The 19,870-nt window shown below is 69.0% G+C and carries 17 protein-coding genes; 9 read left to right on the top strand and 8 right to left on the bottom strand.

The annotated features are described in order from the left end of the window. Positions 1 to 46: 46 nt before the first annotated feature. Together Pmi06nite_RS02615 and Pmi06nite_RS02610 are read left to right on the top strand one after the other, a co-directional pair. Positions 47 to 964 carry a LysR family transcriptional regulator gene (locus tag Pmi06nite_RS02615; protein WP_239113526.1) on the top strand — a complete coding sequence of 306 codons (918 nt, stop codon included), beginning with the start codon at positions 47 to 49 and terminating at the stop codon, positions 962 to 964. 160 nt (positions 965 to 1,124) lie between these two features. After that, positions 1,125 to 1,652 carry an ATP-binding protein gene (locus Pmi06nite_RS02610; RefSeq protein WP_203951174.1) on the top strand — a complete coding sequence of 176 codons (528 nt, stop codon included), beginning with the start codon at positions 1,125 to 1,127 and terminating at the stop codon, positions 1,650 to 1,652. Positions 1,653 to 1,712: 60 nt separating this feature from the next. Here Pmi06nite_RS02610 and Pmi06nite_RS02605 read toward each other — a convergent pair whose 3' ends face one another. The 4 genes from Pmi06nite_RS02605 to Pmi06nite_RS42490 form a co-directional block, all read right to left on the bottom strand. Beyond that, the gene (locus Pmi06nite_RS02605) at positions 1,713 to 3,389 is read right to left on the bottom strand and encodes a CDP-glycerol glycerophosphotransferase family protein (RefSeq protein WP_239113525.1); all 1,677 of its coding nucleotides are present in this window, start codon (positions 3,387 to 3,389) and stop codon (positions 1,713 to 1,715) included. Positions 3,390 to 3,463: 74 nt separating this feature from the next. Then, positions 3,464 to 4,855: a bifunctional cytidylyltransferase/SDR family oxidoreductase gene (locus tag Pmi06nite_RS02600; RefSeq protein WP_203951172.1), complete on the bottom strand. Its 1,392-nt coding sequence runs from the start codon at positions 4,853 to 4,855 to the stop codon at positions 3,464 to 3,466. A 29-nt stretch (positions 4,856 to 4,884) separates the two neighbouring features. After that, positions 4,885 to 5,595, bottom strand: coding sequence for a DUF5941 domain-containing protein (locus tag Pmi06nite_RS42495; RefSeq protein WP_203951171.1), 711 nt, complete (start codon positions 5,593 to 5,595; stop codon positions 4,885 to 4,887). Beyond that, complete coding sequence (locus Pmi06nite_RS42490; RefSeq protein WP_203951170.1) at positions 5,592 to 7,169, bottom strand: CDP-alcohol phosphatidyltransferase family protein; 1,578 nt, start codon at positions 7,167 to 7,169, stop codon at positions 5,592 to 5,594. Before Pmi06nite_RS42490 ends, Pmi06nite_RS42495 begins: the two co-directional genes overlap by 4 nt. A 267-nt stretch (positions 7,170 to 7,436) precedes the next feature. Between Pmi06nite_RS42490 and recO the strand changes: the two genes are divergently transcribed. Further along, positions 7,437 to 8,249 carry a DNA repair protein RecO gene (gene recO, locus Pmi06nite_RS02585; RefSeq protein ID WP_203951169.1) on the top strand — a complete coding sequence of 271 codons (813 nt, stop codon included), beginning with the start codon at positions 7,437 to 7,439 and terminating at the stop codon, positions 8,247 to 8,249. A gap of 30 nt (positions 8,250 to 8,279) precedes the next feature. Then, on the top strand, positions 8,280 to 9,050 hold the full coding sequence (locus tag Pmi06nite_RS02580; RefSeq protein WP_203951168.1) for an isoprenyl transferase: 771 nt from the start codon (positions 8,280 to 8,282) through the stop codon (positions 9,048 to 9,050). 47 nt (positions 9,051 to 9,097) lie between these two features. Here the strand turns inward: Pmi06nite_RS02580 and Pmi06nite_RS02575 are convergent, their stop codons facing one another. The 3 genes from Pmi06nite_RS02575 to Pmi06nite_RS02565 form a co-directional block, all read right to left on the bottom strand. Further along, the gene (locus Pmi06nite_RS02575) at positions 9,098 to 9,646 is read right to left on the bottom strand and encodes a CGNR zinc finger domain-containing protein (protein ID WP_239113524.1); all 549 of its coding nucleotides are present in this window, start codon (positions 9,644 to 9,646) and stop codon (positions 9,098 to 9,100) included. A 36-nt stretch (positions 9,647 to 9,682) separates the two neighbouring features. Beyond that, positions 9,683 to 10,069 carry a Fur family transcriptional regulator gene (locus Pmi06nite_RS02570; protein WP_203951167.1) on the bottom strand — a complete coding sequence of 129 codons (387 nt, stop codon included), beginning with the start codon at positions 10,067 to 10,069 and terminating at the stop codon, positions 9,683 to 9,685. Positions 10,070 to 10,179: 110 nt separating this feature from the next. Next, entirely contained in the window at positions 10,180 to 10,617 is a 438-nt protein-coding gene (locus Pmi06nite_RS02565; protein WP_239113523.1) for a DUF6703 family protein, read from the bottom strand. A 68-nt stretch (positions 10,618 to 10,685) separates the two neighbouring features. Between Pmi06nite_RS02565 and Pmi06nite_RS02560 the strand changes: the two genes are divergently transcribed. From Pmi06nite_RS02560 to Pmi06nite_RS02550, 3 genes are all read left to right on the top strand, one after another. After that, positions 10,686 to 11,009, top strand: a complete 324-nt coding sequence (locus Pmi06nite_RS02560; RefSeq protein WP_203951166.1) for an antibiotic biosynthesis monooxygenase family protein — start codon at positions 10,686 to 10,688, stop codon at positions 11,007 to 11,009. Positions 11,010 to 11,158: 149 nt separating this feature from the next. After that, the gene (locus Pmi06nite_RS02555; protein WP_203951165.1) at positions 11,159 to 12,541 is read left to right on the top strand and encodes a glycine--tRNA ligase; all 1,383 of its coding nucleotides are present in this window, start codon (positions 11,159 to 11,161) and stop codon (positions 12,539 to 12,541) included. Between the two features lie 264 nt (positions 12,542 to 12,805). After that, the gene (locus Pmi06nite_RS02550; protein ID WP_203951164.1) at positions 12,806 to 13,387 is read left to right on the top strand and encodes an ATP-dependent Clp protease proteolytic subunit; all 582 of its coding nucleotides are present in this window, start codon (positions 12,806 to 12,808) and stop codon (positions 13,385 to 13,387) included. Between the two features lie 8 nt (positions 13,388 to 13,395). Here Pmi06nite_RS02550 and Pmi06nite_RS02545 read toward each other — a convergent pair whose 3' ends face one another. Next, the gene (locus tag Pmi06nite_RS02545) at positions 13,396 to 14,874 is read right to left on the bottom strand and encodes an alpha/beta hydrolase (RefSeq protein ID WP_203951163.1); all 1,479 of its coding nucleotides are present in this window, start codon (positions 14,872 to 14,874) and stop codon (positions 13,396 to 13,398) included. Between the two features lie 354 nt (positions 14,875 to 15,228). On the opposite strand from Pmi06nite_RS02545, the gene ppdK reads away from it, so the two are divergent. Further along, the gene (gene ppdK, locus Pmi06nite_RS02540; protein WP_203951162.1) at positions 15,229 to 17,877 is read left to right on the top strand and encodes a pyruvate, phosphate dikinase; all 2,649 of its coding nucleotides are present in this window, start codon (positions 15,229 to 15,231) and stop codon (positions 17,875 to 17,877) included. A 151-nt stretch (positions 17,878 to 18,028) separates the two neighbouring features. Then, complete coding sequence (locus tag Pmi06nite_RS02535; RefSeq protein ID WP_239113522.1) at positions 18,029 to 19,870, top strand: M14 family metallopeptidase; 1,842 nt, start codon at positions 18,029 to 18,031, stop codon at positions 19,868 to 19,870.

Here is a 19,870-nt window from a genome sequence, read left to right as displayed (position 1 = left end):
CGCGCACCTGGGGGTTCCGGAGTCGGGAAGGTCCGCGGCGGTCACAATGGGTTGCGTGGCGGACGTCAACTTCACCCTCGTCCAGCTGCGTTACTTCGTAACGGCGGCCGAGCTCGGCAGCATGACCGCTGCCAGCAGGGAGCTCATGGTGGCGCAGTCGGCGATCTCCGCCGCCATCGCCCAGGTCGAGCGCGAGCTCGGCGTGCAGCTCCTGATCCGCCATCACGCCAGAGGGCTGTCGCTGACCCGCTCCGGCGAGCGGTTCCTCGTCGAGGCGCGTGAGTTCCTCTCCCACGCGGCGGCGCTCGCCGCGTCCGCCCGAGGGCTGGCGGGCTCGCTCACGGGCGAGCTCGCCATCGGGTGCGTCACGACCCTCGCGCCCTTCTACCTGTCACGGTTGTTGCGGGAGTTCTCCGTGCGTCATCCGGGGGTGCGGGTCACCGTGGCCGAGGGAGAGGTCTCCGCGATGGAGAGCGCCCTGCTCGACGGCCGCTGCGAGGTGGCCCTCGTCTACGCGATCGATCTCGCTCTGGACCTCGATGTCCAGCCGCTGACGCAGGCCAGGCCGTACGTGCTGCTGGCGCCGGGCCATCGGCTCGCCGGAGCTGACGCGGTGTCGCTCGCCGACCTGGCGGCCGAGCCCATGATCCTGCTCGATCTGCCGCGCAGCCGCGACTACTTCCGCGCGCTGTACACCGCCGAGCCGCGGGTTCGGTTCCGCACCTCGAGTTATGAGACGGCGCGTTCGCTGGTGGCGGGCGGGCACGGCTACTCGATACTCAACCAGCGGGCCTTGACCGACCAGACCTACGACGGGGGACACGTCGTCAGCGTGCCGATCAGCGATGACGTGCCGCCGCTCGACGTCGTGCTGGCGTCCGTGCGCGGGGTCCGGCCGACCGCCAGGGCGAGCGCCTTCACCGAAACCTGTCAGGCGTTCTTCACCGCCCTCGCTGACACCTGATCCAGGTCTGGCTGGAGGGGTTTCGGGCGGCTCAGGGGAAAATCGCCGACTGGCAACATTTGCACGTGCACGCGTGCTTGCACACGCAAGGTACAGGGCAAGATACAGCGCGACAGGGTTAATCACATCATGTAGTAGGTGACGACCTGAGGGATTGGCGATGACCGCAGACCTGGCAGGCCCTGGAGCCGCGGCGGCGCCTCCATGGTTGACCTCGATGTTCGAACGGGACGACGTCGCCGACCTGCCCGTCCCGCCTCCGGTTCCGCTGTCGGCCACGTGCACCCTCCAGGGGAGGGTGACCTCGGCGGCCGCCGCCCGTGACTTCACCGCGGTGACGCTGGACGAGTGGGGATTTCCCTGCCTCATCGACGACGCGCAACTCGTGGTCTCCGAACTGGTCACCAACGCCCTCCGGCACGCCCGCGTCGATGTGGCGCCGGGGCCGCCCATCCAGCTCCGGCTGGTGAACCACCGGTTTCATATCGGCTGTGCCGTCCGCGATTCGAGTGAGCGCGTCCCGGCGCCGGCCGCGGGCGGCGACCTGTCCGAGACAGGGCGCGGCCTCCACCTGGTCGAAGCGCTGACCGCCACCTGGGGATGGATCCTCATCGGCGACGGAAGCAGCGGAGGCGGGGGAGGCGGCGGCAAGGTCGTCTGGGCCCTGTTCGAGGCCCGCGCCTCCTGAGCGATCGATCCCCCATGAGGCCGGTGCCGGGATGGCGCGTGGCCACCCCGGCGGATGTCCTCAGTCCTGGCCCGAGGCCTTCGCGGCCGCCTGGTCGTACAGGGCGTTGACGGCCGCGTTGAAACGGGTCATCGCGTCCGGCTGGTCGGGGCCGAGCAGGTAGGTCTTCAGCTTGCGCCGCGCCCCCGCCATCGTGTCCTCGGGCCGCTCCAACTCGGCGATGATCTCAGGCAGCTCGCGCAGGGCGGGCCCCAGCAGGTACGCGGCGTCCGCGCTGGGATAGCGCTCCTTGAACTCCTCCTCCGGACGCCCGGCGACGTTCGTGACGACGTACGGCTTGCCGCTGGCGAGGAAGTCGGCGACCACGCTGGAGATGTCGCTGATCAGCAGATCGGCCTCGTTGAAGCACTCGTAGAGGTGCGGTTCCGGGCCCGTGACGCTCTTGTGCTCCCCGCCGGCCGAGGCGAGCATCGACATGATCTTCCTGTGGCCCGACGCGGCGGCGGGGTCGCGGTGCCCGGTCAGCGGATGGGGCTTGTAGATCACCCGTACGCCAGACTTCAGCAGCGCCTTCACGATCTTGGGGCCCATCGTGATGATCGAGGTGTGGAACAGGTCGTCCTGCCAGCCCTCCCAGGTGGGCGCGTACAGGACGGTCTGCTGCTGCCCGCCGGGACGGGTGGTGGAGATCCCGGCCAACTGCGGACGGCCGACCTCGTCGACGTCCTCGTCGCGCACACCGACCTGCGCCTTGATGTAGCGGTCGCGGCCCGCCTGCCCCGCCACCCAGACCTTGTCGTACACCTTGGTGAAGGGGTTGAACGAGGCTTCCTTGTCGCTGTCGCCGTGCCCGATGAACACACTGAGGTGGCCGGGGAGGCGCAACATGTGGATGTTCTTGCCGACGTTGGAGGCGAACAACGTCACGCGGACGGAGTCGAGGCCGCGGAAGTTCATCAGGTCGGTGCCGGAGGGGATGCAGATCACCGGCAGCGTCGTCGGGCCGAGCTTGTCGACCATTCCGCGCTCACGCAGGACGATGATGGCCCGGCGGTCGATGCGCGCCAGCGTGTTCAGCCACATCGAGGCCTGGTAGGCGGAGTCGAGCGACCCGGAGAAGTAGAGTGCCACCTCCGGGTCGTAGGCGCGGACCTGCTCGTCCACATGCGCGATGACCCGGTCCCGGTCGCGGAGCACCGCGGCCCGCCTGAAGTGGGGGAGCAGGACCACGATGGCCGCGGCGCAGACGGCGAGCGCGAGCGCCGCGCCGGCGACGCCGAGCCAGGAGACGCCGGCCGCGACGCCGACGGCCGCGCCGCCCACCGGCAGGATGTCCAGGTAGAGCAGCCGCGCACCCCTGTAGCTGATGAGTGCGGCGGGAGGCGGCGGCGGGATCCGCAGGGCCGTCAGGTCCACGTTGCGGGTGACCGCCGGCAGCACGTTGACCCAGCGGTTGAGGTGGAACGCGAGCGTGGTCTGCACCGAACGCGCCCCGTGCAGGAGGAACATCCCGGCCGCGAGCGCGATGAACCACGAGGAGTCGGCACCCAGGACCCGCACCGCCAGCAGGAGCGTCGCGGTCTCCCGGATCACGAAGCGGAGGGTGGTCCCCAGGTGCACCTTGCTGAGGATGTCGTTGAGCGCCGGCGCCACCCGCGGAGTCTGGTTGTCCGCGGCGTAGGAGACGGCCGCGACGACGACGAACGCCCAGGGTAGCGGCCACAGCGCGGTGACCATCAGCAACGGGTAGGAGAGGAATAACGCGGCGATGGTTGCGCGGCCGCGCCACGATCTTGCTTGCATTAAGGCCCTTATCTGCGGATCCGGACGTCGATTACCTGGCCTGTGAGATCGGAGACCAGCACGTCGAGGGATGTCTCGGCGACGGCCTGCGACGTCAGCAGGGAGCCCTCCGGCTCCTCGCCGAACGCGCGCAGGCGCATGGGGGTGCTGGTCCGCTCGGGATTGATGCAGTTGACGCGCACCCCGAACTCGGTCCACTCGTCCGCCAGGGCCTGGGTCAGGTTGACCACGGCGGCCTTGGCCGAGGAGTACAGGCTGTAGGTCGCCCGGCCCCGTGTGTAGGAGGAGGAGGTGTAGAGCAGCAGTTGCCCGCGGCTCGCGCTGAGATAGCGGATCGCGGCGCGCGCCACGTTGATCGGACCGAGGTAGTTGATGTTCATCGCCTCGGCCACCGTCGCGTCGTCGAGTTCCGCGAGGCGGCCGGTGTGCAGCACGCCCGCCGTGTTCACGACGTAGTCGATCGGCTCGCCCACCTTCTCGAACGCCGCCTCGACCGAGGAGGCGTCCTCGACGCGGACGCCGTTCAGCGTGCGGGAGAAGCAGTGGACGTTCGCCCCGTGATCCCGGGCGAGCGCGGCGACGTCGGCGCCGATGCCGGAGCTGCCCCCGAACACGACCACCGTCTTGCCGTCGAGCCCGGCGCGCAGCGCCTCCGGCGAGGCGGCCGGAGCCCCGGCGCTGCCCAGTTGGAAGAGCTTGTCGGCTAGGTAGACGTCGAGCGGGTGCGTCACCTTCATGTTGTGCTCGCTGCCGGGCACGATGGCGATCGGCACGTCCGGCAGGTAACGCAACATCACGCCGCAGTCGTCCGTCGGCGGGTGGAGCAGGAACTCGGGGTCGGCGAAGGCCCGCTGGTACGCCTCGCGGATCGCCGACAGCCGGAAGCACTGCGGCGTCTGGCCGCGCCGCAGGAACGCCCGATCCGGGATCTCGCGGATGATCTCGCCGTCCGGCGTCGGTTCCGCCACCACCACCGTGTCGGCGCTCGGGATCGCGACGTCCACGCCGGAGTAGGTCTCCAGCGCGCGGACGCACTCGGTGACGATCCGCTGCTCGAGCAACGGACGCACGGCGTCGTGCAGCAGGACGTTGCACTCGCGCTCGCCGAGCTCCTGCAGGGCCCGCCAGGTCGATTCCGTACGGCTGGCGCCGCCCTCGATGACCTTGCCGCCCTTGGCGAGGCGGGCGACCATCTTCTCGGCCTCGGCGGTGTGGCCCGGAGCCATGACGACGAGGATCTCGTCGATCTCGGGCGCGCCGTCGAACAGGGCGAGCGTGTGCTCGAGGATCGGCTTCCCGGCGATCTTCAGCAGCTGCTTGGGCGTGCGCAGGCCGACGCGCTGCCCGATGCCTCCCGCGAGTACCACTCCTACGACGGGCAAGCGCTCTTCCACAGTCATCTCTCCTCTTCGGACTCGGTGCCGCCCCTTCAGTTGCGGTCGGCTCGGCCGGTGAGCTCCTCCGCCGCTTCCTCAGGGGACTGCTCGAGGTCCTGCTCCGCCCTGGCCTGGGCGGAGGCCTTGTCGAGGCGCACCCAGCTGAGCACGCTCTCGACCGAGAACAGCACGAGGAGGTACGCGGTCAGGATCGCGGCCACGACGGTGAGCTGCCCGACGGCCGCGCCCACGCCCAGGATGAGCAGGCGGACCTCCCAGCCGAGCCCCGCCATGAAGAGCCACGCCGGGGGCCAGATGCCCTGCCGGGTCCGGTAGACGGTGTCGTAGGTGTGGTAGCCGACGATGTAGATGAGCACGAAGAGCAGCCACTTGGGGGTGTCCTCGGCCAGCCCGAGAAGGATGATCGTGACGAACTCCGCCGCGCGGAGCAGCGGCGGAGCCAGCCAGTCGAACCGGCCCAGGTGGTCGCGTGAACCGGTCGTCACGACCAGGACGACGAGCACCAGCACGGGGGCGAGCAGGATCGGGCCGTCGCTCAGCGTTCCCGTGACCGCCAGCGCCACGATGGCGAGCAACGCCACGAGGAGCGACGGGATGGGAGGCAGACCGCGGCCGACCCGTCCCTTGAGCACGCCGACGAGGGGGCCGTCGTCGCGGTAGGCGAGCAGCCGCTCGGTCTGCACGCGGCGCTGCTCCTCCTCGGGATCGGCGGCGATGGCGGGAACACGCGGCTGGGTGATCATGCGAGTGACCTCAGGAGACGTCCGGTGAGGGTGTAGATGGCCGCCACGCCGCCCCAGATGAGCAACGTGAGGAAGGTGACGCGGGGGTCGAACAAGGCGGCGGTGATCGCGATGGCGGCGAAGCGCTCGCCGATGGGGAACACGATCATCTTTCTGGCCCAGTGCACGGACCTGAACCGGCCGGCGTCGGTCCAGAACTTGAGCAGGCCGCTGACGCCGCCGCGCTTGACGGTCCTGCGCCGTTCCAGCTCCTCGCGCAGCTTGACGTCGTCGACGACCTTCAGCTCGAGGGTGGGCAGCGGCGCCGGAGGCTTGCGCCGGTTCGCCGCGCCGAAGGAGAAGTCGAGCAGGTGCCGTCCGGACTGCAGGGCGAGCGCGACCAGCGCCAGCGTCCACACGCCCTCGCCGTCGCCGAACCTGCCCGACACGGTGGCTCCGGCCGCGAGGCCGACGAAGACGGCGTACTCCTTGAACCGGTCGAAGGTGGCGTCCAGCCAGGCGCCGAGGACGCCGAATCTCCGGGCGTATCTGGCGACCTGGCCGTCGACGCAGTCGAAGACGAACGCGAAGTAGATCAGCACCGCGCCGGCGACCGCGCCCCATCGGGTGCCGGTGGCGAAGGCGCCCGCCGACAACAGCCCAAGGGCGATCGAGATCAGGGTGACCTGGTTGGGAGTCATCCCCCTGCGGGCCGCCCATCGGGCGATGAACCGGGAGTAGGTGCTGACGAAGAACGTGGTGAAGAAGCCGTCGGCGCCCTTCACCGCGTTGTCGAGGCGGACCCGGTCCTCGTCGTAGCCGGACATGGCCACCTGGGCCTCGTCGGCCTCCCGCTGGTCGCGGACGCGGGCGTAGAACTCGCCGGCCCGCTCGTAGAGGCCGACGGAGACGCCCTTGCGGACCAGGCCGAGCACGAGCAGTTCGGTGACGTCGTCCTCGGGCCCGAACAGGTGGGCCAGGTCGGCGAGTTCGCGGGCGGTCTCGGCGAGGAGCGCGGTGTGCCGCAGGTGCAGGTGCAGCGGGCCGAGCAGCGCGGCGTTCGGCCGGGTGACGGCGTGATAGGCCGTGCCGACGGAGATGACCCGGCCGAGGCCGACGCGCGTGCGCATCGGCAGGCCCTCCAGGGTCTCGCCGCCGATCTCGGGGCGGGCCTCGCCGGGGGACGGCTCCTCCGCGGCGCTCTCGGGGTCCCGGACGATCAGGGCGATGGCGGCGCGCTTCGCCTTGGTCAGCTGGTAGATCAGCTCGTCGTGGGCCAGGGAGTCGGCCGGCATGATCAGCATGTTCTCCGTGGCGCCCTCGGCCACGTCGGCCAGCGCGCGCAGGTCCCCGGCCAGATCCTGGCTCTCCACGACCTGCCCCGCGTGCGCCCGGTACGCCGGGGCGTCGCCGGGCCGGGCGATCGTCGTCGGCTGCGGGTCCAGCGAGGTGAGCTGTTCCAGGAGCCTGCCGTACACCGTGGGCGCTCCGGGCTGGGACGCCAGCGAGATGTCCGTGGCGGGGACGTGCTGGCCGCCTGGCAGGGGAGAACCGATCGGGCCGGGCGGCGAGCCCAGCAGGACCACGCGGGTCATGGCACCCTTTCACATGGCGGGGGGATCAGGCCGTGGGCGGCTTGTCCGGCGCGGGGGAGTCCGCCGGAGGTCAAAGCTTAGTGACCTTTCGGTGAAGCCGTCGCGTCCCAGGTTTACCGTATGTACACCTGATGTCCAGCTTGACAAGGCTATTCACCCGGTTGTCGTCGCCGGATCCTTACCGAAATTTCACCATTTTTGGTCTCTGTGATGGCCTTACCGGTCGGTGAACGCCCGGATACGCCCTGGCTCTCCTACGATTGCGGGGTGAGCCTCTATCGGGATGAAGGCGTCGTGCTGCGGACCCAGAAGCTGGGTGAGGCCGACCGCATCATCACGATCCTCACCAAACGGACAGGCAAGGTCCGGGGCGTGGCCAAGGGCGTGCGCAAGACGATGTCCCGGTTCGGCGCCAGGCTTGAGCCGTTCTCCCACATCGACCTGCAACTGCACACCGGCAGGTCGCTCGATGTGATCACCCAGGTCGAGACCCTCCGCCCGTACGGCGAGGCGCTCGTCTCCGACTATCCCCGTTACACCGCCGGCACGGCGATGCTGGAGACGGCCGACCGGCTGACCGTGGGGGAGAAGGAGCCGGCCCTGCGCCAGTTCCTGCTGCTCGTGGGAGGACTGCGCACGCTCGTCGAGGGCGGGCACGAGGCACGCCTGGTGCTCGACGCCTACTTCCTTCGCTCGCTCGCGGTCGCCGGGTACGCCCCCGCGCTGTCGGAGTGCGCCCGGTGCGGGGCGGAGGCCGTCCGCGCCTTCGCGATCGCGGCGGGCGGGGTGGTGTGCGGCGCGTGCCGGCCCGCGGGAGCGGCCGTGCCGTCAGCCGAGACGATCGCACTGATGATCGCGCTGCTGCGCGGCGACTGGCAGACGGCGGACGCCTCCGAGCACCGCAACCGCACCGAGTGCAGCGGCCTGGTCGCCGCCTACCTCCAGTGGCACCTGGAACACGGGATCCGGTCCCTCCGCCACGTGGAGAGAGACCAGGTGGACAGGGCGCGGATCGACGCGGAGCGAGGCGAGCGAGAGGTGTGGGAATCAGCACAGAATCCGCACATCTCACGCGCATGAGGACCGCCTGACACCCAATACGCTCGTGACATGGCTCGTCCTCCTGCCCAGCACCCGTCAGGTGCCACTCCGCCTCCCATCCCGCGTGATCTTGTGCCGCGCCATGTCGCGATCGTCATGGACGGCAACGGCCGATGGGCCAAGGCGCGCGGGTTGCCGAGGACAGAGGGCCACAAGATGGGCGAGGCGTCGCTGTTCGACGTCATCGAGGGTGCGATCGAACTGGGCATCCCCTACCTGTCGACGTACGCCTTCTCCACGGAGAACTGGAAGCGCTCGCCCGACGAGGTCCGCTTCCTCATGGGCTTCAACCGCGACGTGATCCGCCGCCGGCGCGACCAGCTCAACGAGATGGGGGTCCGGGTCCGGTGGGCCGGGCGTCCGGGGCGGCTCTGGAAGAGCGTGATCAAGGAGCTTGAGGACGCCGAGCGGATGACCGTGGGCAACTCCACGCTGACCCTGCAGTTCTGCGTCAACTACGGCGGCCGGGCCGAGATCGTCGATGCGGCCGTGAAGCTCGCGCAGGACATCGCCGCGGGCAGGGTCAACCCCGCCAAGGTGTCGGAGAAGACCTTCGCCCGCTACCTCGACGAGCCCGAGATCCCCGAGGTCGACCTCTTCCTGCGGTCGTCGGGAGAGCAGCGCACGTCGAACTTCATGTTGTGGCAGTCCGCCTATGCCGAGATGGTCTTCCTCAACCAGTTGTGGCCCGACTTCGACCGCCGGGACCTGTGGCAGGCGTGCGAGGTCTACGCCAAGCGCGACAGAAGGTACGGCGGGGCCGTACCGAACGCCGTCTGAGGAACTCTGAGGAGCACTGAGCGGAGTCTGAGCGGAGACCGCCGGGGTCAGGCCCGCCTGCGCGCCCGGTAGGCGGCGACGTGGATGCGGTTGCCGCAGGTCCGGCTGTCGCAGTAGACCCGGGACCGGTTGCGCGACTCGTCGACGAACACGTGGGAGCAGTCGGGGGCGGCGCAGGTGCGCAGCCGCTCCCACTCGTCCTCGACCAGCACGTGGGCGAGGGCCACGCCGCAGTCGGCGGCCAGGTGTTCGGCGACCGAGGCGCCGGGCGCGAAGTAGTGGACGTGCAGCGGGAAGCCGTCGTGCTCGGTGAGGCTCGGTGTGATCCTCGTACGGCCGAGCAGCGTGTTGAGCCGGGAGACCGCCGTCGTGCGGTCCGGGGCCGTGAAGACGTTGTGGAAGGCCTGCCGCAACTCCAGCACCTCGGTGAGGTCCTGCCGGGTCAGAGCCGCCACCCCGCTGACCTGGCGGAGCCGTACGAAGGTCTCCAGGTCCGCGAGGTCGGCCAGCCCGTCGTGCTCACCCGCCTCGGGCGAGGTGTTGATCAGGTCGACCACGGTGGACAGCGAGTACACCATGTCATGGCTGAACGGCACGGCACCTCCTTCTGTGGTCGCGACTGTGCATTGCGATCAATCGCTCATGGCCGCCGTGCACGAGGCGCAGGTGCCGAAGACCTCGACGGTGTGGGTGATCTGGGTGAAGCCGTGCTCTGCCCCGACCACCTCGGCCCAGCGCTCGACGTCGGGCCCCGCGACCTCGACGGTGCGCCCGCAGTGGCGGCAGACGAGATGGTGGTGGTGGACCTGGCTCTGGCATGCCCGGTAGACGGACTCGCCGTCGTCGTTGCGCAGGACGTCGACGCGCCCGTCGTCGCAGAGCGATTGGAGGGCCCGGTACACCGTGGTCAGGCCGATCTTGGCGCCGTCGGCCCGCATCTCGGTGAACACGTCCTGAGCGCTCCGGAACCCCGTGTTCTGGCGGAGGATCTCGTGAACGGCGTCGCGGCTCTTACTCATGAGGGACTCCTGTGTACGGCTTGCACTTCGAATCTACCGACCCTGGAGCCGATCGCGAACCATACATGATCCGCCCGTGCCGAAGCCGCACGTACACGCCTGCGCCGGGCTCAGAGGAGGCCGAACCGGGTGACGGCGAACAGGACGAGGAAGACCAGGACCGCCACGCGCAGCAGGCGGCCGCGCAACTCCAGCGACGGCCAGGACATGTAGCCGAGCCAGGCCACGAAGGCCAGCACGGGGATCAGGGCGACGCCGCCGCGCCAGTCGGCCACCGCCAGGCCCACCAGCAACAGCACCACCAGCACCACAGGCATGAGCCAGCGCGGCAACTGGAACAGGAACACCAGCGGAGTCGCGCTCTTGAGCTCGATCGCGCGCCTGAGGCCGGTCGCGCCCGGCGTGAAGAACTGCTCGCCCGCCGGCAGCGGGCGCTTCACCGGTCGCGCCGGCCCGGTTCCCGGAGCGGGCTTGCGCGCCAGGGGATGGCTCGGCACCCTGCGGCCCGGAGCCGGGGTGCCGCGCGTCGGATCGGATTCGCTTCCCACGTGCCCGAGCCTAGCCATTCCCGGCCCGGCTCCGCGCGCCGCCACGTGGGGATGGCATCCTGGGCGGCATGCTCGCCCTGATCCGCTACTCGGTTCCCGACGCCCAGACCGAGGAGTTCGCCGCCCACGCACGGGAGATCCTCGACGTGCTGGCGGCCCAGCCCGGTTACGTGCGCGGGCAGGTCTGCAGGTCCGTGGACGAGCCGGTGCTGTGGGCGCTGGTCACCGAGTGGGAGGGCGCCGGCTTCTACCGCAGGGCGCTGTCGGCCGCCCGCATGGCCATGTACCCGCTCATGATCCTCATGATCAACGAGCCGAGCGCCTTCGAGATCGTGGACGGCCGGCCTGGCGTTTCCGACCGTAGTCGTGAAGGGACTGTGGGCAACGCCTGAGCGAGCCGCCGGGGGATTCCCCTAAGCTTGATGACGGATCAGGGCAGGGGCCGGAGTCTCCGGCCGCCTCCGGCGTGAGATCCCGCCGGAGCGCCCGATCTACCGAACCCGATCTCAGGGCCGACACCCAGCCGGATGGAGCTCCACTGATGGCACGTCGCACCGACGTCTTGGAAACGATCGTCAGCCTCGCCAAGCGGCGCGGGCTGGTCTTCCCGTCGAGCGAGATCTACGGGGGTCTGAAGGCGTCGTGGGACTACGGTCCCCTGGGTGTCGAGCTCAAGAACAACGTCAAGCGCGAGTGGTGGAAGTCCGTCGTGCAGGGCCGCGACGACGTCGTCGGCCTGGACTCCTCGGTGATCCTCGCCCGCGAGGTCTGGGAGGCCAGCGGCCACGTCAAGGAGTTCACCGACCCGCTGACCGAATGCCAGTCCTGCCACAAGCGGTACCGCGCCGACCATCTGATCGAGGCGTACGCCGAGAAGCACGGCGGCAAGGAGCCGGAGAACGGCCTGGCCGACATCACCTGTGCGAACTGCGGCACCAAGGGCGCGTTCACCGATCCCCGCCAGTTCAGCGGCCTGCTGAAGACCTACCTCGGCCCGGTCGAGGACGAGTCCGGCCTGGCCTACCTGCGCCCGGAGACCGCGCAGGGCATCTTCATCAACTACCTCAACGTGCAGCAGTCGGCGCGTAAGAAGATCCCGTTCGGCATCGGCCAGATCGGCAAGTCGTTCCGCAACGAGATCACGCCGGGCAACTTCATCTTCCGCACCCGCGAGTTCGAGCAGATGGAGATGGAGTTCTTCGTCAAGCCGGGCACCGACGAGGAGTGGCACCAGTACTGGATCGACGAGCGCCTGCGGTGGTACGTCGACCTGGGCATCAGCAAGGACAACCTCCGCCTCTTCGAGCACACCAAGCTCGCGCACTACTCCAAGAGGACCGTCGACATCGAGTACCGGTTCAACTTCACCGGCACCGAGTGGGGCGAGCTCGAGGGCATCGCCAACCGCACCGACTTCGACCTCACCACGCACGCCGCGGCCTCAGGCACGGAGTTGTCCTTCTTCGACCAGGAGTCCGGCGACCGTTACGTGCCGTACGTCATCGAGCCGGCGGCCGGTGTCGACCGGGCCACGCTGACGTTCCTCCTCGACGCCTACACCGTCGACGAGGCGCCGAACGCGAAGGGCGTCATGGAGCAGCGCACGGTCATGCGCCTCGACCACCGGCTCGCGCCGGTCAAGGTGGCCGTGCTGCCGCTGTCGCGCAACGCGGACCTGTCGCCCATGGCCCGCGATCTGGCCGCGCAGTTGCGCCGCCGGTGGAACGTGGACTTCGACGACGCCGGCGCCATCGGCCGTCGTTACCGCCGCCAGGACGAGATCGGTACGCCGTTCGCGATCACGGTCGACTTCGACACCCTGGAGGACCAGGCCGTGACGATCCGCGAGCGCGACACCATGGCCCAGCAGCGGGTGTCCCTCGACCAGGTGGAGTCCTACCTCCGCCAGCACCTCAACGACTGAGCGGACACCGAGCCGGACACTGAGCGGCCGCTGAGTCTCACAGAGCGCGAAAGGCGCCTTCCCGAATTCCGGGAAGGCGCCTTTCCGCGTTTGCGGACCATTGCGGCCCGTGTTCTCGGATCACGTTGAGCGGGCCGGGAGAAGTGGATTTGCTTAAAGCGTATGCGCTGAGAGTGAAATGTGCCGACGGCGAAAAGACCGGGCTTTCCCCCGATGCGCGGAGTTAATGTCGCTTGAACGATCTGCTGCTACGAGGGAGACCACATGACGGATCAGGGACGCCGGGGCGAGCGCAGGGAGCAACTCGGAGACCGCCTGCTGGGCCAGCGCATCATCATTCTCGGCCAGGAGGTCAACGACGAGATCGCCAACAAGATCTGCTCGGAGCTGCTTCTGCTGACGGCGGAGGATTCACAGCGCGACATCAGCCTCTACATCAATTCTCCGGGCGGATCGGTGTCGGCGGGGATGGCCATTTACGACGTGATGCAATACGTGCCGAACGACGTCGTCACCGTGGCGATGGGATTCGCCGCGTCGATGGGTCAGTTCCTTCTCTGCGCCGGCGCCAAGGGCAAGCGGTACGCCCTGCCGCACGCCCGGATCGTGATGCACCAGCCCCTCGGCGGCATCGGCGGCACGGCGGCCGACATCGCGATCCAGGCGGAGCAGATGCGCTACACCAAGAAGCTGATGGCCGAGCGCATCGCCACCCACACGGGGCAGCCGTTGGAGCGGATCGAGGCGGACTCCGACCGCGACCGCTGGTTCACGGCCGAGGAGGCCAAGGACTACGGATTCGTCGACCACGTCGTGGCCAGTCTCGCCGCCGCCCGCGCGACCTGACCCCGGGGTCAGCAGGTGAGGCCGTTGGCGGGGACCTTGCCGTCGTTCAGGTAGGCGTTCACAGCGGTGTCGATGCACGGGCTCTGGCCGTACGCGCCGTGACCCTCGCCGTTCAGGGTGAGCAGCACGGCGGTGCGGAGCTGGTTGGCGAGCCTGGGCGCCCACTGGTACGGCGTGGCCGGGTCGTGGGTGACGCCGACGACGACGATGGGGTTCGACCCCGTGGCGTCGACGTGCTTGTTGGTGTCCTCACCCGGCGTCCGCCAGACGCTGCACATGCCCGCGCTGGCCGCGGTGGAGGCGAAGATCGGAGTGGGCTTCAGCAGTTGCCGTGCCAGCGCGCCCGCCTGGGCGACGGTCGGGCGATCCGTCGTGTCCGCGCAGAGGATCGCGGGGAGGGACGACTGCAGCGTCGAGAAGGTCCCGTTCGGCTGGCGGCCCGCGTACTGGTCGGCGAGCGCGAGCAGGCCGCTCGGATCGCCCTTCCTCGCGTCGACCAGCGCGTCGGTGAGCAGGGGCCAGGTCAGCCTGCTGTAGAGGGCCTGCGTGATGCCGGTCCTGGCGAGCGTCGCGGTGACCTCGCGGTCCCCGACCTTCACGGGGCGGCGCTCCAGGTCGTCGAGGAGGGCGAGGACCGCGCCGTTGGCCGCGGCCTTGTCCGGGCCCAGTGGGCAGCTCTGACCGGTCTTCGCGCAGTCGGCCAGGTAGTCCTCATAGGCCAGTTGAAAGCCCAGTGCCTGGGTCTTGGACATCTCGAGCATGCTCACCGAGGGGTCCAGCGCGGAGTCCAGCACCATCCGGCCGACGTTCTTGGGATAGAGCGTGGCGTACACGGCGCCGAGATGGGTGCCGTAGGAGAAGCCGAAGTAGTTGAGGTGGGAGTCGCCCAGCGCCGCACGGAGCGCGTCGATGTCCCGTGCGGCGTTGACCGTGCCGATGTACGGAAGGATCTTGCCCGAGTTCTTGTAGCAGGCGTTGGCGAACTCGACGTCGAGGGCGCGCTCGGTGTCGACGTTCATGCTGGGTTCCTCGGCGAGGAACTGGTCCATCCGCCGGTCGTCGAGGCACTTGACCCCGCTGCTGCGATCCACGCCGCGGGGGTCGAAGCTGACGAGGTCGTAGCGGCGGCCGAGGACGGAGAAGGCGGAGGCCGCGTTGAGCAGCGTGGAGACGCCTGAGCCGCCCGGGCCGCCGAAGTTGAACACGAGCGAGCCGAGTCGTCTGCCGGGGTCGGCCGCCTTGAGCCGGATCAGGGCGATGCCGATCTTCTCACCGTCGGGCTTCGCGTAGTCGAGCGGCACCTGCAACCTCGCGCACTCGAACCCTGACGACGTGGAGACCTGCTCGCACTGCGTCCATGCCAGAGGGTCCAGGCGGGTGGCCCCGGCCGTGGCGACCTCCCGGGATCCGCAGGCCGCCGCGCCCAGCCCTGCCGCGCCGAAGCTCACGATCCCCGCCAGCGTGGCACGCCACAGCCTTCGCGACACGAGTACCCTCCGTAATCGGTTGTATCGGGAGGGTTGCTCCTTTATATCGCACGGTCCCGCACGATGTGAGCGGACTCACCGGAAAGCGGCACCGGTCGAAGAAATGGTCTACACCAATTAACCCGGTCGAAACGTGAGGTGAATCACCGGCGATGTCGTGAAATTGGTTTATACCACTTGTGGTGCAGCGGAAAAATGATCGACTTTTACGTGACTATGCAGTGGATTAGACCTATGCATACCCTCCTACCTGGGCATATGCCCTATCACTGGAGGTGTGACGTTTCACCCTGTTATTTGTCGGTAGAGTCCGGGCATCTGCGCGTTGGATTTTGAAGTCGCGAAGGAGCTCACGTGCCCAAGTACGTTTACGACTTCACCGAGGGCAACAAGGACCTCAAGGATCTGCTCGGTGGTAAGGGCGCCAATCTGGCGGAAATGACCAATCTCGATCTCCCTGTGCCTCCCGGCTTCACGATCACGACAGAGGCGTGCCGCCACTACCTGGGTCACGGCGGCATGCCGGACGGGCTCGACGGCGAGGTGGCCGCCCATCTCGCGGGTCTCGAATCCCGGATGCGCAAGCGGCTGGGCGACTCCGACGACCCCCTGCTCGTCAGCGTCCGATCCGGGGCGAAGTTCTCCATGCCCGGCATGATGGAGACGGTCCTCAACATCGGCCTCAACGACGACTCCGTGCTCGGCCTGGCCAAGCAGTCGGGCAACGAGCGGTTCGCGTGGGACTCCTACCGCAGGCTGATCCAGATGTTCGGCAGGACCGTGCTGGGCATCGAGGGTGACCTGTTCGAGAGGGCGATCGACGAGCTCAAGGGCGACAGGGAGGACACCGACCTCGAGGCGGCCGACCTCCAGCGGCTCGTCGAGACGTACAAGGGCATCGTCCGCGCGGAGAGCGGCCGTGACTTCCCCGCCGACCCGCGCGAGCAGATGGACCTCGCGATCAGGGCGGTCTTCGACTCGTGGAACGCGCCCAGGGCCGTGCTCTACCGGCGTCAGGAGCGCATCCCCGCAGGGCTCGGCACCGCCGTCAACGTGGTCGCGATGGTCTTCGGCAACCTCGGGGCGGACTCGGGCACCGGCGTCGCGTTCACCCGGGATCCCGGGTCGGGGCAGCGGGGCGTCTACGGCGACTACCTGCAGAACGCCCAGGGTGAGGACGTCGTCGCGGGGATCCGTAACACCGTGCCCCTGCAGGAGCTGGAGAAGATCGACACGGCCGCCTACCGCGAGCTGCTCGAGATCATGGCGACTCTGGAGGGCCACTACCGCGACCTGTGCGACATCGAGTTCACCGTCGAGCGCGGCAAGTTGTGGATGTTGCAGACCCGGGTGGGCAAGCGGACCGCGGAGGCGGCGTTCCGGATCGCGATCCAGCTCGTCGACGAGGGCCTGATCGACATGGCCGAGGCCGTCACGCGGGTGACCGGGGGCCAGCTCGCGCAGCTCATGTTCCCCCGATTCGCGACCGGAGAGGACAACCGCCGGCTGACGACGGGCATGAACGCCTCCCCGGGGGCCGCGGTGGGCAAGGCCGTGTTCACCTCCGCCAGGGCCGTGGAGCTCGCCGCGCGCGGTGAGGACACCATCCTCGTGCGGCGGGAGACCAATCCCGACGACCTCTCCGGCATGATCGCGGCTAAGGGCGTCCTCACCTCGCGCGGAGGCAAGACGTCGCACGCCGCCGTCGTCGCCCGGGGCATGGGCAAGACCTGCGTGTGCGGGGCCGAGGAGCTCGAGGTCGACGTCAGCGCCCGGCGGTTCACCACTCCGGACGGCACGGTCGTCGAGGAGGGCGACGTGGTCTCCATCGACGGCAGCAACGGCGCCGTCTACCTGGGCGAGGTCCCCGTCGTCGCGTCTCCCGTCGTCGAGTACTTCGAGGGAAGGCGGCCGGACGACGAGCTGGTCGCCGCGGTGGACCGGATCATGGCCCACGCCGACTCCGTCCGCGCCCTCGCCGTGCGGGCCAACGCGGACACGCCGGAGGACGCCGCCAGGGCCAGGAGGTTCGGAGCGCAGGGCATCGGGCTGTGCCGTACCGAGCACATGTTCCTCGGCGACCGGAGGCGTCTCGTCGAAGACCTCATCCTGGCCACCACACCCGAGGAGCGGCAGGCCGCGCTCGACGCGCTCGAACCCCTCCAGACGGCCGACTTCACCGGGCTGTTCGAGGCCATGGACGGGCTTCCGGTGACCATCCGGCTGATCGACCCGCCCCTGCACGAGTTCCTGCCGGACCTCACGGACCTGTCGGTCCGGGTGGCCCTGGCGGGTGACAGGGCGGGTGACGCGGCGGCCGACAAGGACCGGAGGCTCCTGGAGGCGGTCAAGCGGCTCCACGAGCAGAACCCGATGCTCGGCCTCCGCGGCGTACGGCTCGGCCTCGCCATCCCGGGCCTGTTCGCCATGCAGGTGCGCGCGATCGCCACGGCCGCGGGGCGGACGGGCGCCCGGCACGCGGAGATCATGATCCCGCTGGTCGGGGCCGTGCAGGAGCTGGAGATCGTCCGTGAGGAGGCCCAGGCGATCCTCGCCGGGATGGGCGTCGACGCGCTCATCGGCACGATGATCGAGGTTCCCCGGGCGGCCATGACCGCCGGCCAGATCGCTGAGGCGGCCCAGTTCTTCTCCTTCGGCACCAACGACCTGACCCAGATGACCTGGGGGTTCTCCCGCGACGACGTCGAGAGCGCGTTCTTCGGCAAGTACCTCGACCTGGGGATCTTCGGCGTCTCGCCGTTCGAGTCGATCGACAGGGACGGGGTCGGGCGGCTCATGCGGATCGCGGCGGAGGAGGGGCGGCGCACCCGGCCCGGGCTCAAGCTCGGCATCTGCGGAGAGCACGGCGGCGATCCGGACAGCGTGCACTTCTGCCACGAGATCGGGCTGGACTACGTTTCCTGCTCACCCTTCCGCGTGCCCGTCGCGCGGTTAGAGGCCGGGCGGGCGGCCCTCGTCTCGTCGGAGAGTGACACCCGCTGATTGTGAAGTTCCACAGATCCGCCGGATTCATTGTGGAAGGCCCTGGTCGGAAGACAGGAAGGTTGACGGAGTGGGGCCGTGGATCCGGCGGCTCTTGATGGCCTGAATCCGTTTGATCACTCTACGTACCTACCTTCAGGGAGGGCGTGGAGTGAGAAGAGGCCTGTTCCTACCTTTATTAGGCATCCTGACGGTCCTGGCGGCCGTCCTCGTGGCCGGCCCCCCGGCATCGTCGGCCTCTGAGCCGCCCCCGTCGAAGCAGTACCAGGTCGACGGCCCGTCGAACGTCACGCAGCGTTCCGCGGTGGCGCGCACGGGTGCGGCGATCGACGAGGTCCACGGCCGGAACCTCGTGGTCACGGCCAACCTCGAGGAGGTCAAGGCCATCCGCAGGCTCGGGTTCACGGCGACCGAGCTCCCGGCGGAGACGGGCGACGGGCAGGTCCACACCCTGGACTTCCCGCCGGCCGACTCCGGCTATCACAACTACGCCGAGCTGACGGCCGTGGTGAACCAGCTCGTGGCCGATCACCCGACCATCGCGAGCAAGTTCACCTACGGCACGTCGTACGAGGGCAGGGCCCTCATCGGCGTCAAGATCAGCGACAACGTGGGGACGGACGAGGGCGAGCCCGAGGTCCTGTTCACCGCCCACCAGCACGCCCGTGAGCATCTCACCGTCGAGATGGCGATCTACCTGATGAACCTGCTGACCGACTCCTACGGCAGCGACAGTCAGATCACCAACCTCGTGAACACGCGGGAGGTCTGGATCCTGCCCGACCTCAACCCCGACGGCGGCGAGTACGACGTCGCGACCGGGTCGTACCGGTCCTGGCGCAAGAACCGCCAGCCCAACTCCGGCTCCACCGGCGTCGGCACCGACCTCAACCGCAACTGGGCCTACAACTGGGGCTGCTGCGGCGGCTCGTCGGGCAGCACCTCCAGTGAGACCTACCGCGGCTCGGCGGGAGAGTCCGCTCCCGAGGTCAAGGCCACCGCGAACTGGGTGCGCAGCCGGGTCGTCGGCGGCGTCCAGCAGATCAAGACCAACATCGACTTCCACACCTACGGCGAGCTCGTGTTGTGGCCCTACGGGTACACCACCGCCGACACCGGTCCCGGCCTGACGGTCGACGACAGGAACGCCTTCGCCACGCTCGGCCGGAACATGGCGGCGACCAACGGCTACACCGCCGAGCAGGCGAGCGACCTCTACATCACCGACGGTTCCATCGACGACTGGTTGTGGGCCACCCAGAAGATCTTCAGCTACACGTTCGAGATGTATCCCGTCGCGAGCAATCCCGGCTTCTACCCGGGTGACGAGCAGATCGCGACGCAGACCGCGCGGAACAAGGCGGCCGTGCTCATGCTGCTGGAGTACTCGGACTGCGTCTACCGCGTCATCGGGAAGGAGTCGACGTACTGCGGCGGTGGAGGCGGGCCCGCGCCCACGACCGTCTACTCCGACACGTTCGAGACCGCGACCGGCTGGACCGTCAACCCCTCCGCCACCGACACCGCGACCTCCGGGGCCTGGGAGCGGGCCAACCCGGCCGACACCAACTCCAGCGGCGCCAAGCAACTGGGGACGACGGCCGGCGGAAGCTTCGACCTGGTCACCGGCGCCGCGGCCGGAGCGAGCGCCGGCGACTTCGACGTGGACGGCGGCGTGACCTCGATCCGGTCCCCGGTGATCACGCTTCCGTCGTCGGGCACCCTCACCCTGTCGTTCGCGTGGTACCTCGGGCACGGTTCCAACGCCTCCAGCGCCGACTACCTGCGCGTACGCGTCGTGGGCAACACGACGAGCACCGTCTTCCAGCAACTCGGCGCCGCGACGGACCGGGACGCCGCCTGGAGCACGGCGACCGCGACGATCACCGGCTTCGCGGGGCAGAGCGTGCGGATCCTCGTCGACGCGGCCGACGCCTCCGGTGCCAGCCTCGTGGAGGCCGGCGTGGACGAGGTGAAGATCACCCAGTCCTGA

This window comes from Planotetraspora mira, assembly GCF_016863275.1.
Lineage (GTDB): Bacteria > Actinomycetota > Actinomycetes > Streptosporangiales > Streptosporangiaceae > Planotetraspora > Planotetraspora mira.
The sequence above is the reverse complement of the archived record's forward strand: the minus strand, read 5'-3'. Positions and strand labels throughout refer to the sequence as shown.

What these genes read in the sequence shown, in the direction of transcription:
- Pmi06nite_RS02615 (WP_239113526.1), top strand. Translation starts at nt 47, where the DNA reads ATGGGTTGCGTGGCGGACGTCAACTTCACCCTCGTCCAGCTGCGTTAC.
- Pmi06nite_RS02610 (WP_203951174.1), top strand. Translation starts at nt 1,125, where the DNA reads ATGACCGCAGACCTGGCAGGCCCTGGAGCCGCGGCGGCGCCTCCATGG.
- Pmi06nite_RS02605 (WP_239113525.1), bottom strand. Translation starts at nt 3,389, where the DNA reads ATGGTCACCGCGCTGTGGCCGCTACCCTGGGCGTTCGTCGTCGTCGCG.
- Pmi06nite_RS02600 (WP_203951172.1), bottom strand. Translation starts at nt 4,855, where the DNA reads ATGACTGTGGAAGAGCGCTTGCCCGTCGTAGGAGTGGTACTCGCGGGA.
- Pmi06nite_RS42495 (WP_203951171.1), bottom strand. Translation starts at nt 5,595, where the DNA reads ATGATCACCCAGCCGCGTGTTCCCGCCATCGCCGCCGATCCCGAGGAG.
- Pmi06nite_RS42490 (WP_203951170.1), bottom strand. Translation starts at nt 7,169, where the DNA reads ATGACCCGCGTGGTCCTGCTGGGCTCGCCGCCCGGCCCGATCGGTTCT.
- Pmi06nite_RS02580 (WP_203951168.1), top strand. Translation starts at nt 8,280, where the DNA reads ATGGCTCGTCCTCCTGCCCAGCACCCGTCAGGTGCCACTCCGCCTCCC.
- Pmi06nite_RS02570 (WP_203951167.1), bottom strand. Translation starts at nt 10,069, where the DNA reads ATGAGTAAGAGCCGCGACGCCGTTCACGAGATCCTCCGCCAGAACACG.
- Pmi06nite_RS02560 (WP_203951166.1), top strand. Translation starts at nt 10,686, where the DNA reads ATGCTCGCCCTGATCCGCTACTCGGTTCCCGACGCCCAGACCGAGGAG.
- Pmi06nite_RS02555 (WP_203951165.1), top strand. Translation starts at nt 11,159, where the DNA reads ATGGCACGTCGCACCGACGTCTTGGAAACGATCGTCAGCCTCGCCAAG.
- Pmi06nite_RS02550 (WP_203951164.1), top strand. Translation starts at nt 12,806, where the DNA reads ATGACGGATCAGGGACGCCGGGGCGAGCGCAGGGAGCAACTCGGAGAC.